This window comes from Pseudomonas fluorescens Q2-87 (genome assembly GCF_000281895.1).
Lineage (GTDB): Bacteria > Pseudomonadota > Gammaproteobacteria > Pseudomonadales > Pseudomonadaceae > Aquipseudomonas > Aquipseudomonas fluorescens_S.
Genome location: NZ_CM001558.1, coordinates 374,392 through 389,941 on the forward strand (window position 1 = coordinate 374,392; position 15,550 = coordinate 389,941).

The 15,550-nt window shown below is 62.2% G+C and carries 15 protein-coding genes; 5 read left to right on the plus strand and 10 right to left on the minus strand.

The window, feature by feature from the left end; translation table 11 throughout:
- Positions 1–257: 257 nt before the first annotated feature.
- From ilvD to PFLQ2_RS25635, 4 genes are all read right to left on the minus strand, one after another.
- Entirely contained in the window at positions 258–2,099 is a 1,842-nt protein-coding gene (gene ilvD / locus PFLQ2_RS25650; RefSeq protein WP_003177454.1) for a dihydroxy-acid dehydratase, read from the minus strand.
- A gap of 258 nt (positions 2,100–2,357) precedes the next feature.
- Positions 2,358–3,563 (minus strand): Bcr/CflA family efflux MFS transporter, encoded by a 1,206-nt coding sequence (locus tag PFLQ2_RS25645; protein WP_003177455.1) that lies wholly within the window; start codon positions 3,561–3,563, stop codon positions 2,358–2,360.
- 220 nt (positions 3,564–3,783) lie between these two features.
- Positions 3,784–4,980 carry a class I SAM-dependent rRNA methyltransferase gene (locus tag PFLQ2_RS25640; RefSeq protein ID WP_003177456.1) on the minus strand — a complete coding sequence of 399 codons (1,197 nt, stop codon included), beginning with the start codon at positions 4,978–4,980 and terminating at the stop codon, positions 3,784–3,786.
- A gap of 118 nt (positions 4,981–5,098) precedes the next feature.
- Complete coding sequence (locus tag PFLQ2_RS25635) at positions 5,099–5,638, minus strand: type 1 glutamine amidotransferase domain-containing protein (protein WP_003177457.1); 540 nt, start codon at positions 5,636–5,638, stop codon at positions 5,099–5,101.
- A gap of 230 nt (positions 5,639–5,868) precedes the next feature.
- Here PFLQ2_RS25635 and PFLQ2_RS25630 point away from each other — a divergent pair, with 230 nt between their 5' ends.
- The 3 genes from PFLQ2_RS25630 to PFLQ2_RS25620 are packed head-to-tail and all read left to right on the plus strand — an operon-like array spanning position 5,869 to position 7,902.
- Positions 5,869–6,684: an HDOD domain-containing protein gene (locus tag PFLQ2_RS25630; protein WP_172680575.1), complete on the plus strand. Its 816-nt coding sequence runs from the start codon at positions 5,869–5,871 to the stop codon at positions 6,682–6,684.
- A gap of 30 nt (positions 6,685–6,714) precedes the next feature.
- Positions 6,715–7,527 carry a bifunctional DNA-formamidopyrimidine glycosylase/DNA-(apurinic or apyrimidinic site) lyase gene (gene mutM / locus PFLQ2_RS25625; protein WP_003177459.1) on the plus strand — a complete coding sequence of 271 codons (813 nt, stop codon included), beginning with the start codon at positions 6,715–6,717 and terminating at the stop codon, positions 7,525–7,527.
- Positions 7,528–7,581: 54 nt separating this feature from the next.
- Complete coding sequence (locus tag PFLQ2_RS25620) at positions 7,582–7,902, plus strand: hypothetical protein (protein WP_003177460.1); 321 nt, start codon at positions 7,582–7,584, stop codon at positions 7,900–7,902.
- Positions 7,903–8,064: 162 nt separating this feature from the next.
- Here PFLQ2_RS25620 and PFLQ2_RS25615 read toward each other — a convergent pair whose 3' ends face one another.
- The 5 genes from PFLQ2_RS25615 to PFLQ2_RS25595 all read right to left on the minus strand — a co-directional run bounded on the left by PFLQ2_RS25615 (position 8,065) and on the right by PFLQ2_RS25595 (position 12,794).
- A complete protein-coding gene (locus PFLQ2_RS25615) occupies positions 8,065–8,316 on the minus strand; it encodes a YfhL family 4Fe-4S dicluster ferredoxin (RefSeq protein WP_003177461.1) in 252 nt (83 codons plus the stop codon).
- Positions 8,317–8,449: 133 nt separating this feature from the next.
- On the minus strand, positions 8,450–8,929 hold the full coding sequence (gene coaD / locus PFLQ2_RS25610) for a pantetheine-phosphate adenylyltransferase (RefSeq protein WP_003177462.1): 480 nt from the start codon (positions 8,927–8,929) through the stop codon (positions 8,450–8,452).
- Between the two features lie 115 nt (positions 8,930–9,044).
- A complete protein-coding gene (locus PFLQ2_RS25605) occupies positions 9,045–10,640 on the minus strand; it encodes a GMC family oxidoreductase (protein WP_003177463.1) in 1,596 nt (531 codons plus the stop codon).
- Positions 10,641–10,791: 151 nt separating this feature from the next.
- Entirely contained in the window at positions 10,792–11,337 is a 546-nt protein-coding gene (locus PFLQ2_RS25600; protein ID WP_003177464.1) for a hypothetical protein, read from the minus strand.
- Positions 11,338–11,363: 26 nt separating this feature from the next.
- Entirely contained in the window at positions 11,364–12,794 is a 1,431-nt protein-coding gene (locus PFLQ2_RS25595) for a coniferyl aldehyde dehydrogenase (RefSeq protein WP_003177465.1), read from the minus strand.
- 148 nt (positions 12,795–12,942) lie between these two features.
- Between PFLQ2_RS25595 and PFLQ2_RS25590 the strand changes: the two genes are divergently transcribed.
- The gene (locus PFLQ2_RS25590) at positions 12,943–13,614 is read left to right on the plus strand and encodes a TetR/AcrR family transcriptional regulator (RefSeq protein ID WP_033045878.1); all 672 of its coding nucleotides are present in this window, start codon (positions 12,943–12,945) and stop codon (positions 13,612–13,614) included.
- A 36-nt stretch (positions 13,615–13,650) separates the two neighbouring features.
- Positions 13,651–14,505 (plus strand): sulfurtransferase, encoded by an 855-nt coding sequence (locus tag PFLQ2_RS25585; RefSeq protein ID WP_003177467.1) that lies wholly within the window; start codon positions 13,651–13,653, stop codon positions 14,503–14,505.
- A 30-nt stretch (positions 14,506–14,535) separates the two neighbouring features.
- Here the strand turns inward: PFLQ2_RS25585 and PFLQ2_RS25580 are convergent, their stop codons facing one another.
- Entirely contained in the window at positions 14,536–15,534 is a 999-nt protein-coding gene (locus PFLQ2_RS25580) for a hydrolase (protein ID WP_003177468.1), read from the minus strand.
- Positions 15,535–15,550 lie beyond the last annotated feature (16 nt).

Below are 15,550 nucleotides of genomic sequence, written 5' to 3' on the forward strand. Positions count from 1 at the left end.
AAGCTGACCCACCGCCTTCGCGAGCAAGCCCGCTCCCACAAAGATCTGTGGGTATTCGAAAATGTGCGGCCCCCCCGTCCCCCTGTGGGAGTGGGCTTGCCCGGAAAGACGTCGGCACATTCGATACTGATGCAAGCTGACCCACCGCATTCGCGAGCAAGCCCGCCCCCCACAGGGGGATCGGTGTTGTCAGGGTTGTCCCACCCATAAAAATGCCCCGCACTTGGCGGGGCATTTTTTATTACGGCTAACGACGCTTACAGGCCGTCGAGCATCGCCTTGTTGCGCACCGCGCCTTTGTCGGCGCTGGTGGCGAGCAGGGCGTAGGCCTTGAGCGCGGTGGTGACTTTGCGCGGACGCACTTCCACCGGTTTCCAGCCTTTCTGGTCCTGTTCGACGCGGCGCGCGGCCAGTTCTTCATCGCTGATCAACAGGTTGATCGAGCGGTTCGGAATGTCGATCAATACCTTGTCGCCATCCCGTACCAGGCCGATGGCGCCGCCAGCAGCCGCTTCCGGCGAAGCGTGGCCGATGGACAGGCCAGAGGTGCCGCCGGAGAAACGGCCGTCGGTGAGCAGGGCGCAGGCTTTGCCCAGGCCCTTGGACTTCAGGTAGGAGGTGGGGTAGAGCATTTCCTGCATGCCCGGGCCGCCTTTCGGGCCTTCGTAGCGGATGATCACGATATCGCCAGCCTTCACTTCGTCGGCGAGGATCCCGCGCACCGCGCTGTCCTGGCTTTCGAAAATCTTGGCGTTGCCTTCGAACACGTGGATCGACTCGTCGACACCGGCGGTTTTCACCACGCAGCCGTCCAGGGCGATGTTGCCGTACAGCACGGCCAGGCCGCCTTCCTTGGAATAAGCATGTTCGACACTGCGAATGCAGCCGTTTTCGCGGTCGTCATCCAGGGTTTCCCAACGGGTCGACTGGCTGAACGCGGTCTGTGTCGGAATGCCCGCCGGGCCCGCCTTGAAGAAATGATGCACTGCCTCGTCGGTGGTCTGGGTGATGTCCCATTTGGCGATGCCTTCGGCCATGGTCTTGCTGTGCACGGTCGGCAGGTCGGTGTGCAACAGGCCGCCACGGGCCAGGGAGCCGAGGATGCTGAAGATGCCGCCGGCGCGGTGCACGTCTTCCATGTGGTACTTCTGGATATTCGGCGCGACCTTGCACAGTTGCGGCACGTGACGGGACAGGCGATCGATGTCGCGCAGGTCGAAATCGATCTCGGCTTCCTGGGCTGCGGCCAGCAAGTGCAGGATGGTGTTGGTGGAACCGCCCATGGCGATGTCCAGGGTCATTGCGTTTTCGAACGCCTTGAAGTTGGCGATATTGCGCGGCAATACCGACTCGTCGTTCTCGCCATAGTAGCGCTTGCACAGCTCGACGATGGTCCGGCCGGCCTGCAAGAACAGCGCTTCGCGGTCGCTGTGGGTGGCCAGTGTCGAACCGTTGCCCGGCAGGGCGAGGCCCAGGGCCTCGGTCAGGCAGTTCATCGAGTTGGCGGTGAACATGCCGGAGCACGAACCGCAGGTCGGGCAGGCGCTGCGCTCGTACTCGGCGACCTTCTCGTCAGAGGCGCTGGAGTCGGCGGCGATGACCATGGCATCCACCAGGTCGAGGCCGTGGCTGGCGAGCTTGGTCTTGCCGGCTTCCATCGGGCCGCCGGAGACGAAGATCACCGGGATGTTCAGCCGCAGGGCGGCCATCAGCATGCCAGGGGTGATCTTGTCGCAGTTGGAAATGCACACGATGGCGTCGGCACAGTGGGCGTTGACCATGTACTCGACGGAGTCGGCGATGATCTCGCGGCTCGGCAGCGAATACAGCATGCCGTCGTGGCCCATGGCGATGCCGTCGTCCACGGCGATGGTGTTGAATTCCTTGGCAACGCCGCCGACACGTTCGATTTCCCGGGCAACCAGTTGACCCAGGTCCTTGAGATGAACGTGGCCCGGTACGAACTGGGTGAAGGAGTTGGCAATGGCGATGATCGGCTTCTTGAAGTCGTCATCCTTCATCCCCGTGGCGCGCCACAATGCGCGGGCGCCGGCCATGTTGCGGCCATGGGTGGATGTTTTCGAGCGGTAATCAGGCATGGAGCACTCCGGGCGGCTAATCAGATATCAAAGGGGAAGTGAGCTTCTGTTGACGTTCTGGAACACCGGGGATTGGCCGAGAGTCCGGAAGTGGCCGATGACGGTGCAGGATCGCTGCGCGCCTCAGCATGAGCTCATAAACCCGCCGGGGATGAATGGCGATGAATGACGCGATTCTACACCGCTGGCGTCAGGATGAAATGACGCAAAGCGCTGATCGAACGCCAATGTCGCGTGCGGGATGACGACTGGCAGTGTTCAACCGGCTTGCAGCGCTCTGTCACGATGCCGGACCAAGGCGTTAAGCATCAGTCCCAGGAGACTGAGCAGTATCAAGCACAGGGCCAGTGTGAGTTGAAGATCCAGCGCAGAGGCGCTGATCGCCGCACTGGTCAGCCCGCCGACGACGAAGATCAGCACGCTACCGGCCGAGGCGGACGTGCCGGCCTGTTCGGGAAACGTGTTCATGGCCAGGGTGTGGGCCGCGGCACGGGTGATGGTCGTTCCGGTGGTGCAGATGATCATGGGCAGCAATACGGTCATCACTGTCGTGCCGAGATAACGCAAGGACACGACCATCAGGACCCCCGCCATCAGGATCAGGCTTAGACCGGCGATGATTTGCGTTTGAGTGCCGATTCGGCTGCTCAGCGCGGCCGCAATGGCTCCCCCGCCGATGTAGGCCAGTCCGTAGGCCAACAGGACAAGGGAGAAAGACTGAGGCGAGAGTTGTAATTGATCGATGAAAACCAATGGCGAAATGACGATGAATGAGAAGTGGCAGGAAAACGCCAGCGCTGACGTAAGCCAATAAGCCATGAAGCTGAAGTCACTGCATACGTTTCGATAGGCCTCCATGAAATTCAGAGGCCTGGGTTTGCGGTCTGTTATCGAGCCGCGCAGCAAGCGGCAGGCGCCCAGGAACGCAACGACCGCCAAGGCGATGAACACCAGGAAACTGCCACGCCAATCCATCCAGCCCTGCAGCCAGGTGCCGACCAACGGCGAGACGGAAATGAAAATTCCGCCGCAGGTGACCAGGAAGATGCGCAAGCGCGGCTGCTCGTCGCCTGTAAATAGATCCTGTATCAATGCTTGGGACAGCACGAAACAGCCGCACCCCAACGCCTGGATGATGCGAAACAACAGGAAGAATTCAAACTCATCAGCGACGACGCAGCCGGTCGCGCCGATGGCTGCAACGGTGATGCCGGCCAGTAATAACTGCTTGCGCCCGATCGTATCGGAAAGCGGGCCGACCACCAGTTGCGCCAAGGCGATGCCGATCGCGTACAGGCTGACCGACAGGGCGATGTCCGACGATGGGCGTTCGAACTGCGCGGAAAGAGCCGGAAAGGACGGCAGCACAACATCGATAGGAAAGACGCCGAGCAATGTCAGCATGAGCAATAAGCCAACGGTGGCAGGTTTATGGGCAGCCAGGCGATTTTGCGGATCAGTCATCGGGGACCCCAAGGCGTACCTGAGCGGCACGTTTCAATCCTAATGCGTCATGCCCGCCGAGCGCCGGGTAGATTGAGTAGGAAGGCTCTGGAAATTGCGTGGGGGGTCTCCTACAGATTTATTCGCACGGGCAAAAAAAAATCGCAGCCAAGGCTGCGATCAGGATGCCGCTGATATGAGCGCGCGGGGCGCAGAGCGATGGCCCTGGCCCCGTCCAGCCTCAACTGTTGGGCAACAGCCGGCAGGTGATGCTCTTGATGTAACGGGTTTCCGCGATGGCCGGGTGTACCGGATGGTCCGGGCCTTGACCGCCGCGTTCGAGCAGTTGGATGTTGCGGTCCAGGTGACGGGCGCTGGTCAGCAGGATGTTCTGCAGGTCATCTTCGGGCAGGTGCATCGAGCACGACGCGCTGACCAGGATGCCGTCCTTGCTGAGCAGGCGCATGGCTTGCTCGTTGAGGCGGCGGTAGGCGCCTTCGCCGTTCTTCAGGTCTTTCTTGCGCTTGATGAAGGCGGGTGGGTCGGCCACGATCACGTCGAAACGCTCTTCGCTGGCCTTGAGCTCCTTCAGGGCTTCGAACACGTCGCCTTCGATGCAGGTCAGTTTCTCGGCGAAGCCGTTCAACGCGGCGTTGCGTTCGACGCCGTCAAGGGCGAAGGCCGAAGCGTCGATGCAGAATACTTCGCTGGCACCGAACGCTGCGGCTTGTACGCCCCAGCCACCGATGTAGCTGAACAGGTCCAGGACGCGCTTGCCCTTGGCATACGGTGCCAGGCGTGCGCGGTTCATGCGGTGGTCGTAGAACCAGCCGGTTTTCTGGCCTTCCATGACCGGTGCTTCGAATTTCACGCCGTTCTCTTCCAGGGCAACCCATTCCGGGACGAGGCCGAACACGGTCTCGACGTAGCGGTTCAGGCCTTCGGCGTCGCGGGCGGCGGAGTCGTTCTTGAACAGGATGCCGCTGGGCTTGAGCACCTGGGTCAGGGCGGCGATCACGTCGTCTTTGTGGGCTTCCATGGTGGCGGAGGCGATCTGCACCACAAGAATGTCACCAAAACGGTCGACCACCAGGCCCGGCAGCAAGTCGGAATCGCCGTAGACCAGACGGTAGAAAGGTTTGTCGAACAGCCGCTCGCGCAGGGACAACGCCACGTTGAGGCGATGCACCAACAGGGACTTGTCCAGGGGCAGCTTCACGTCGCGGGACAGCAACCGCGCGCAGATCAGGTTGTTGGGGCTCATCGCGACGATGCCCAACGGCTTGCCGCCGGCGGCTTCGAGGATGGCCTGGTCGCCGGCCTTGAAGCCATGCAGTGGGGTGGCCGCCACATCGATTTCGTTACTGTAGACCCACAGGTGGCCGGCGCGCAGGCGACGGTCGGCGTTGGCTTTGAGGCGCAGGCTAGGCAGGGACATGACGTCGCTCCGGAAAAAAGAGCGGGAGTATAACGCGTTGAAGCCTGCACGGGGCTTGCGGTGGACATGTGGCGAGTGCGCTTGTTTCGCCGGGTGGCAGCGCTCTCGCCACGAGGGGTCAGGCCGAAAGTGCGTTGATCAGCTCGCGATTGAAGGCGGGAATATCATCGGGCTGGCGGCTGCTGATCCAGGTACCGTCCTTGACCACTTCCTGGTCGACCCAGTTCGCGCCCGCGTTGACCAGATCGTCCTTGAGCGTCTTGTAGCTGGTCAGGGTCTTGCCCTTGACCAGGCCGCTGGACACCAGCAACCAACCGCCATGGCAAATCACTGCGATGGGCTTGCCCGCCGCCTCGAAGCCCTTGACCAGTTCCTGGGCGTCGGGGTCGATGCGGATCGTGTCGGAGTTCTGCACGCCGCCGGGCAGCACCACGGCGTCGTATTGGTCGACATTGGCGGCCTTGAAGGTCAGGTCGATAGGGAAGTCGTCGGCCGGCTGGTCATGGTTCCAGCCTTTGACCTGGCCTTCACTGGCCGAAACGATATCCACCTTGACCCCGGCCTGTTCCAGGGCCTGTTTGGGGCCGGTCAGTTCGGCCTGTTCAAAACCGTCGGTCACCAGGATGGCAACACGTTTACTGTTCAGGGAGCCGGGCATGAAAAATCTCCTCAAGCTGAGTGGGTGGGCTGCCGACCTAGCCTCTATGAGGCGTGACTGTCGGCCCTACACAGTCCGAAGCCGGTGCCTGAAGGAAAGTTCCGCCGATCTACCCGGCGGTGTATCGGATCCATCTTTAAGGGTTAGAATCCCCGCCTGCCCCAGAGTGTGTACTCATGTCCAAAGAACTCTCCGCTGAACAGATCCAACAGTCCCTGCAAGGCATCAGCGTGCCGCCCCAGCCGCAGATCATGGTGGATCTGCAGATGGAGCAGTACATGCCCGACCCTGACCTTGAGACCATCGCCAAGCTGATCTCCCAGGATCCAGGCCTGTCCGGTGCCTTGCTCAAGATTGTCAATTCGCCGTATTACGGCCTGCGCAACAAGATCACCTCCATCCAGCGTGCGGTGAACCTGCTGGGCAGCCGGTCGATCATCAACCTGATCAACGCGCAGTCGATCAAGGGCGAATTGCATGACGACGCCATCGTCACCCTGAACCGATTCTGGGACACCGCCCAGGACGTGGCGATGACCTGCCTGACCCTGGCCAAGCGGGTCGGCCTGGAAAATGGTGACGAAGCCTACGCAATGGGCTTGTTCCACGATTGCGGCGTGCCGTTGATGCTCAAGCAGTTTCCCAACTACATGAGCGTGCTGGAGCAGGCCTATGCCAGCGCCAGCGCCGAATGCCGAGTGGTCGACACCGAGAACCGGGTGTTCAACACCAACCATGCGGTGGTCGGCTACTACACCTCCAAATCCTGGCGCCTGCCGGATCACGTCAGCCAGGCCATCGCCAACCACCACAACGCCTTGGCGATCTTCAGCGACGAGTCTTCGCGCAACAACAGCCCGCTGAAAAACCTGCTGGCGATCCTGAAAATGTCCGAGAACATCTGCGCGTCCCACCGGGTGTTGGGCAATCAGGCCGAAGACCACGAGTGGGAATGTGTCGGTGCGCTGGTGCTCGATTACCTTGGTTTGTCGGAATACGACTTCCAGACCCAGAAACAGGAAATCCGCGACCTCGCCTCTCGTTGAGTGCGTTGCTTCGCCTGACCCGAGAACCTCATGCCAGAACTGCCGGAAGTCGAAACCACCCGTCGCGGCATCGCGCCGCACCTTGAAGGGCAACGGGTCAGCCGCGTGGTGGTACGTGACCGCCGCCTGCGCTGGCCTATCCCGGAAGATCTCGATGTGCGGCTCTCGGGCCAGCGCATTGTGCTGGTGGAGCGGCGGGCCAAGTACCTGCTGATCAATGCCGAGGTCGGTACCTTGATCAGTCATTTGGGCATGTCCGGCAACCTGCGGTTGGTGGAGGTCGGTATGCCTGCCGCCAAGCACGAACACGTCGACATCGAGCTGGAATCCGGCCTGGCCTTGCGCTACACCGACCCGCGGCGCTTCGGGGCGATGCTCTGGAGCCTCGATCCGCTCAATCATGAGTTGCTGATTCGCCTCGGGCCGGAGCCGCTGACCGACCTGTTCGATGGCGAGCGCCTGTTCCAGCTCTCCCGCGGTCGCTCCATGGCGGTCAAGCCGTTCATCATGGATAACGCGGTGGTGGTGGGCGTGGGCAATATCTACGCGACCGAGGCACTGTTTGCCGCCGGCATCGATCCGCGTCGGCCGGCCGGGGGCATTTCCCGGGCGCGTTACCTGAAGCTGGCCATCGAAATCAAACGCATCCTTGCCCATGCCATCGAGCGCGGCGGCACCACGTTGCGTGACTTCATCGGCGGGGATGGCCAGCCCGGGTACTTCCAGCAGGAACTGTTCGTGTATGGCCGGGGCGGGGAGCTTTGCAAGGTCTGCGGCAGCGGACTTCGGGAAATCCGCCTGGGACAGCGGGCCAGCGTCTGGTGCCCACGCTGCCAGAGCTGATTCGTCCTAGGGTCTATAGTCAGTAGTCATACTGCTTAGCCGAAGGATCGCGCCATGAATCTGCTTCGACCTGTCGTTCTTGCGCTGCTGCTGAGTGTCGGTTTGCCTGCCCAGGCGAACGGCGGCAGCGGCGACCCGCGCTACACCATCCAGAATCCGCCCGCCTACGCCATGCTCGGCGATCTGCTGATCGCCCGTCCGCTGCTGCTCGCCGCCACGGTGATCGGCACGGGGGCGTTCGTGGTGTCGCTGCCCTTTACCGTGCTGGGCGGTGGGGTCGGCGATGCTGGAAAAGCGTTGGTGGTGGACCCGGCGAAAGCCACGTTTGTGCGATGCCTGGGGTGCATTGGCGAGGGGTTTGAGCGGCAGGAGTGAGGCGGGCAGTTGGATTTTGGGCGTTGCTGATGGCCCCTTCGCGAGCAAGCTCGCTCCCACAGGGTTTTGTGGTGTCCACAGCACTTGTGCCTTAAGCAAATCCCCTGTGGGAGCGAGCCTGCTCGCGATGAGGCCGGCACAGGCGCTACAAAACTACTGGGTTCAAGCCTTGGCGGTAATCTTGATGTACTTGGCCATCAACTGTTCTTCCGTCTCCGGATGCGCTTCGTCGAGCGGGATGCAATCCACCGGGCAAACCTGCTGGCACTGGGGCTCGTCGTAATGGCCGACGCATTGGGTGCACAGGTTCGGGTCGATGACGTAGATCTCTTCGCCTTGGGAAATCGCTTCGTTCGGGCATTCGGGTTCGCAGACGTCGCAATTGATGCAGTCGTCGGTGATGATCAGGGACATGCAGGCTCCTGCCGGGGCGTTGAGCCCGGGCATCTGAAAACGTATGGGCGCAATTGTGCCGCATTGGCGCGCGCAGTGCACGCGGGGGCGATGGACTGCGCTGTGCTGCGAGATGGCTCGCAGCGCCAGCAGGTTATTTCTTGAAGCGCAGGGTCAGCGCGTCGGCCACGGCCGGGTGGACGAACTTGGTGATATCGCCGCCCAGGGCCGCGATTTCCCGCACCAGGGTCGAAGAGATAAACGAATAACGCTCCGACGGCGTGAGGAAAAGGCTTTCGACGTCCGGCGCCAACTGGCGGTTCATGTTGGCCAGCTGGAACTCGTACTCGAAGTCCGAGACCGCGCGCAGGCCGCGCAGGAACACATTGGCGTTCTTTTCCTTGGCAAAATGCGCCAACAGCGTCGAGAAGCCGACCACTTCCACGTTGGGCAGGTGCTTGGTGACTTCGCGGGCCAGCTCCACGCGTTGTTCCAGCGGGAACAGCGGGTTTTTCTTCGGGCTGGCGGCGACAGCAATGATCACATGGTCGAACAGGCGCGCGGCGCGTTCGACCAGATCGCCATGGCCCTTGGTAATAGGGTCGAAGGTACCTGGGTACAACACTCGGTTCATCGCGTCGTCCTGGCGGGAGTCCGTTGGGGAGTCGGATGGTATCGCAGCCTACTCGGTCGGCCAAGTCGGCTGTTCGGTAAGAAAGCACTATAGACGCTGCGAATACTGCGGATATTCATGAGTTCTTCAGGCGCTCGGCCAAGGCAGTCGCCAATTGTGCAGTCAGCCCGTACACCGATAATTGCGGGTTGGCGCCGATGCTCGTGGGAAAGAGCGAACCGTCATGGATCGAAAGATTGCCCAGTTGATGATGGCGACCAAGGCTGTCGGTCACGGCGGTTTTCGGATCCTCACCCATGGCGCAACCTCCCATCACGTGGGCGCTGCCCAGGCGCGTGCGGTATAGCGCGAGGTCCAGGCCGTCGATCAGCGAGCGGGCTTGCGCCAGGGTTTTTACATAGCCGGCGTCGCTGTGCAGGGGCATGACCGCCTGGGCACCGCCGGCGAACTGAATCTCCGCCATGCTGTGGAAGGCCCGGCGCAAGCCGTCCCAGGCGTATGGCGAAACCGGATAGTCGAGCACCGGCGTGCCGTCGCCGCGCAACTCGACGCTGCCGCCGGGGCTGTCCGGATGAAAGCCGTCGCGCAGCAGCGCCAGCATCGCGTGGGTGTGGGGCAGTCGCGACATGTGCAAGGCGTTCTCGGGGCCGAACCCGCCCAGTAGCGTGGCAGCAAGGGCCGGGTGCAAGGGCGGGACTTCGAGTTTGTAGGACATCTTGCCGGTGGCGCCGTCCTGCCATTGGAAATGATCGGAATAGATCGATTGAGGGGCGCCGTAGAACGGGTTGATGACCTCGTCGAATTGCCCGGCGGACATGTTCACCAGATGCAGGAAGGTGCGCTTGCCCAAGCGTGCATGCGGATCTGGTGCATCGGAGCGCAACAGCAGGCCCGGGCTATTGATACCGCCGCCCGCCAGCACGTAGTGCCGCGCCTTGACCGTTATGCGCCGCCCGGTCGGGGCCACGCAGCGCTCATCCATGGCTTGGCATTCCAGGCCCACAACCGCATCGTGCTTGAATAACAGGCGTTCGGCCCGGGCCAGGTAAAGCAGCGCGCCGCCCTTTTCCAGCGTGGCGGGGATGGTGGTGACCAGCATCGACTGTTTGGCGTTGGTCGGGCAGCCCATGCCGCAATAGCCCAGGTTCCAGCAGCCGCGCACATTGCGCGGGATGACGTGCCAGCTATAGCCCAATTGTTCGCAGCCCTTGCGGATCACGTCGTTGTTGGCATTGGGTGGAACCAGCCACGGCGCCACGCCCAGGCGTTGCTCCATCCGCTCGAACCAGGGCGCCATCTCGGCGGCGCTGTGCCCCTTGACGTTGTGCTCGGTGGCCCAGTGTTCGAGGGTTTGCGTGGGGGTGCGAAAACTGGAGGTCCAGTTGATCAGCGTTGTGCCTCCGACCGCCCGGCCTTGAAGAATGGTGATCGCGCCATCCTTGCTCATGCGGCCGAGGCCTTCCTGATACAGGCTGGTGTAGGCCTGGGCCTCGAGGAGCTTGAAATCATGGCTGGTCTTGAGCGGGCCTTCCTCGATCAGCAGCACTTTATAGCCGGCGGCGCTGAGAATTTCTGCCGTGGTGCCGCCGCCGGCGCCGCTGCCGATGATCGCCACGTCCGCTTCCAGGGTCATGTCGCTGCTCAGCTGCGCGCCGTTATAGGTGGTCCAGCCACGGGCCAGGCCTTCGAGGAAGGGATCGGGTACGGGCATGTTCAGGTTCTCTTATTGTTATGAGTTGTCGAAAGAACCCTGTGGGAGCGGGCTTGCTTGCGAATACCGTTGCGCATTCAATACTTTTGCAAGCTGACACACCGCCTTCGCGGGCAAGCCCGCTCCCACAGAGGAGAGGCTGGTCTGGTTTTCAAACGGTCGGCGGTCCCGGATACCCGCAATGCGCCCAGGCTTCGGGCCGGCTGTACCACGCCATCATCACCATCTGCAGCAACGAGCTGTGGCCTTGCTGCAAAAGGTCCAGCGAGCTGTTTTCCCAGCGCGTCAGAAACTGGCGAATGCCATCGGCGTCGGCGTTTTCCCACGAGCCCCAGACCCCGGTCAACGGCCCGCGGGTCACGCCCAGGGTCAGCACATCGAATAGCTGGCGCGTGAGTTTGAGCATGGAGGGCGACAGGTGGGCCAGGCCGTCGTCCAGGCTCTGCAGGGTCGTGCTGGCGGCGGCGGGGATCTGCTCTACGGCCACTGCACCATCGAGTAGCACCGGAATGACGGCGCGCAAGAACGGCAGGTCGCTGTCACGCAGCACCGCCAGGCCACCGGCCGGTTGGCTGGCCGAGCAGCCGCTCAGGCTCGCCCCCAACCCGACGGTGGCCAGGAAAGCGCTGGCGCCGAAGCTGAACTTCAGCAGGCCGCGCCGTGACAGGGCAGGGGTATCAGTGAGGCTTGGGGGCATTTTGGTCACACCGGCAGAGATGCGCGTTAGCGGACGAACAGCTTCTGGATCAACTTCTGCAGCGGCTTGCCGTAGGGCGGATAAATCAGTTTCGCGACGTTGAATCGCTGCTTGACCAGCACGCCCTTGGCTTTGCTGAAGGTCAGGAAGCCTTCGTGCCCGTGGTAATGGCCCATGCCCGAAGGCCCGATGCCGCCAAACGGCAAGTCATCCTGGGCAACGTGCAGCAGCGTGTCGTTCATGCAGACGCCGCCGGAATGGGTTTCATGCAGCACTCGATTCTGTTCGGCCTTGTTGTAGCCAAAGTAGTAGAGCGCCAGCGGGCGAGGTCGCTGGTTGATGTAGGCAAATGCCTGGTCCAGATTTTCATAAGGCACGATAGGCAGCAACGGGCCGAAGATCTCGTCCTGCATGACGGTCATGTCGTCACTGACATTGAGCAGCAGGCTGTGGGCCATGCGGCGTCCCTGGCCCTGCTCGAACAGTTCGATCAGCAAGGCGCCCTTGCTGGTGGCGTCACTGATGTAGCCGTTGAGCCGCGCCAGTTGTCGCTCGTTGATGATGGCGGTGTAGTCCGGATTGTCCGCCAGGGTCGGATAAAACCCGCGAACCGCCGCGCGATAGGCTTCGACGAATTCACCGACACGGCTTTGTGGCACCAGCACGTAGTCCGGCGCGACGCAGGTTTGCCCGGCATTCAGGGTCTTGCCGAAAGCAATGCGTTCGGCGGCGTCCTTGAGGGGCACGTCGGCCGACACGATGGCCGGCGATTTCCCACCCAGTTCGAGCGTGACCGGCGTCAGGTGTTCGGCCGCCGCCCGCATGACATGCTTGCCGATGCTGGTGGCGCCGGTGAACAACAGGTGGTCGAACGGGAGCCGGGAAAACGCCATGCCGATCTCAGCCTCGCCAAGCACCACGCACACCAGGTCCTGAGGAAAGATCCGGGCCAGTAGTTGCTTGAGCAGCAGCCCGGTGGCAGGGGTCGATTCGCTGAGCTTGAGCATCACCCGGTTGCCCGCAGCCAAGGCGCCCACCAACGGCCCGATGGCCAGGAACAGCGGATAGTTCCAAGGCACGATGACCCCAACCACCCCCAGTGGTTGATACACCACTTTGGCCGACGCCGGCTGGAAAGCCATGCCCACCTTGCGTCGGGACGGTTTCATCCAGCGCGGGAGGTGACGGCTGGCGTAATGGATGCCGTGCAGGCTGGGCATCAGCTCGGCCAGCAGCGTTTCGTCAGCGCTGCGGTGGCTGAAATCCTCGCTGATGGCGTCGATCAAGGCTTGCCGTTCACTGCTCAGGACCTCTCGCAGCGCCTTGAGCCACTGGCGGCGCTGTTCGGCCGGCGGCATCGGATGGGCGGCATAGGCCTGGCGCTGGGCATCGAAGAGAGACCGCAACTCGCCGAGTTGCTGTTGAGACTCGTGCAGGTAAGCAACGTCGGCAGGCATCGTCGGGCACCGGTTATTATTGGAATGGGTGTTTTCTAGAGCTTGTACTCTAGAAAGTCAATGGCTTGTGCAACGGCGATGGGTTTTTCCTGTGACCGTTAGGTCGTAAGATGCCATGCAATGCCTTCGTCGAATTAAAGCCCAAACCATGGCCCCACGAATAAAAACCAGCGAGCGCATCGTGCAAAACAGCCTTGAGCTGTTCAACCAGCAAGGTGAGCGCAGCGTCAGCACCAACCATATTGCCGCCCATATGGACATGTCGCCGGGCAATCTCTATTACCACTTCCCCAACAAGCAGGCGATCATCGCCGTGCTGTTCAGTGAGTATGAAAACCTGGTGGACAGCTTCCTGCGCCCGCCCCAGGGGCGAGCGGCCACGGTGGAGGACAAGCGCTTCTACCTCCAGGAGCTGCTGGCGGCCATGTGGCGCTACCGCTTCCTGCATCGGGACCTGGAGCACCTGCTCGACAGCGATCCGGAGCTTGCGGCGCGCTACCGACGGTTTTCCCAGCGCAGCCTGATTCACGGCACCGCCATCTATGAAGGCTTCGTCGCTGCCGGCATCCTGAAAATGGACCGGGTGCAGATCGAGTCCCTGACTCTCAATGCCTGGATCATCCTGACGTCCTGGGTGCGTTTTCTGTGCACCACGCGGGAAAATTTCAGTCACCTGAGTGAACAGGCCATCAAGCGTGGCGTTTATCAAGTGCTGGTGCTGGAGGCCGGTTTCGTCACCGATCAGGCCCGCGACGCGGTGGATGCACTGTTCAAAGAATATTACGTCCCGCTGGCCCAGACCCTGGAAGAAGGGCAGTAGGCATCGGATCTCGACTTGACCACACAGGAGCTCACCATGCCCATCGCGCAACTCATCAGCCCCTCAGCCCTTGAGGATAAAAGGTCACAGCCGGGGCTGGTGATCCTCGATTGCCGGTTTGCCCTGGAGGATCCGGATTACGGCCAGTGCAGTTACGCCGAGGGTCATATCGCCGGGGCGTCGTTCGCGGACCTTGAGCGAGATTTGAGCGGGCCGGTGACCAAGGGCGTGACCGGGCGTCATCCGCTGCCGGAGCCCGAGGCCTTGATAGAACGCCTTCAGGCCTGGGGCATCAGCAACGACAGCGACATCGTGCTTTATGACGACGGCCCCGGTGCCTTTGCCGCCCGGGCCTGGTGGCTGCTGGCTTGGCTGGGCAAGCGTGATGGCGTGTTCATCCTCGACGGCGGGCTCAAGGCTTGGCACGCCGCCGGCCTGCCCTTGAGTCTTGATGCCCCCCAGGGCACGCGCGGGACCTTCGCTGGATCGCCCGACGCATCCTTGCTGCTCAGTGCACAAACGCTGCAACAACGCCTCGGCCAACCGGACATGACCCTGCTGGACGCCCGGGCATTGCCGCGCTTCAAGGGCGAAGTCGAGCCGATCGATCCAGTGGCCGGGCACATCCCAGGTGCCCAATGCGCAGCGTTCGCCGACAACTTGGGCGCAGATGGGCGCTTTTTGCCAGTCAATCAGCTCAAGCAGCGCTTCGCCGAGAGACTGGGGGATCGTTCACCGACGGACCTGGTGGCGTACTGCGGCTCTGGCGTGACGGCGTGCCATAACCTGTTTGCCCTGTGCCTGGCAGGCTATCCGCTGGGCAAGCTGTACGCTGGCTCGTGGAGCGAGTGGATTACGGACCCGCAGCGGGAAGTGGCGACGGGTGAATAGATATTGGCAGGGAGCTTCCGTGGCGCCGGTTCAACCCCGGCCCAGACTGGCCAGCCAATGGGGAATCCGCCGCTCCAGGTAATACCCCGGGCGCCGCAACGTCCCGTCGACAAAACCCACATGCCCACCTTGCTCGTGCAACTCAAGTTGGGTTGACGCAGACAACTCCGCAGGCCCGGGCAAACTGTGGGGAAACACGAAAGGATCGTCGGCAGCCTGGATAACCAGGGTCGGCGTCTTGATCCCACCCATGAAATAGCGGCTGGAGGCGCGCCGGTAGTAATCCGCCGCATCCGAGAAACCGTGCAATGGCGCCGTTACGCGGCCATCGAAGTCCCAGAAGGTGCGCATGTTTTCCAACGGGCCCAGCGCCGTCAGGGTCGCCAGGCCTTCGTGGCGTCCGTCGTGCTGGAACTGGCGTTGCTTGTTACGTACATAGATCACCAGCTGGCGCATGAAATGTGCTTGGTAGAACTTGGAGAACCCCTGTCCGATACGGTCGGCGCACTGGTCGAGGCGAAACGGCACCGAGACCGCCACCGCGCCCTGCAACTGGCTGTCGCCGCCGGTTTCCCCCAGATGCTTGAGCAGCACATTGCCGCCCAGCGAATAGCCCACCGCAAACAGCGGCGCCAAGGGCCGTCGGGCGCGCAAATGCGCGATGGCGGCGGCCAGGTCTTCGCTGACGCCGGAGTGGTAACTGCGTGGCAAAAGGTTCGGCTCGCCCGAACAGCCGCGCCAGTTCAGCGCAACACTGGCCCAGCCTTGACGGCCAAGGGCTTGTTGCAGTCCGGCCACGTAAGGCGAGTTGGACGAACCGGTCAGCCCATGAAGCACCAGCACCAGTGGCGCCTTGGCGCTGTGGGGGCCATGCCAGTCGAGATCGAGGAAGTCACCATCCTCCAGCCACAGGCGCTCGCGCTGGCGATCGACATGGGTGGTCTTGCGCCACAAAGGGCCCCACAAGGTTTGCAAGTGGGGGTTGCGAAGGCCAAGGGCCGGAACGAAAGGTTCAGGTGCGGCGGACATTCTTATTCTCGATGCA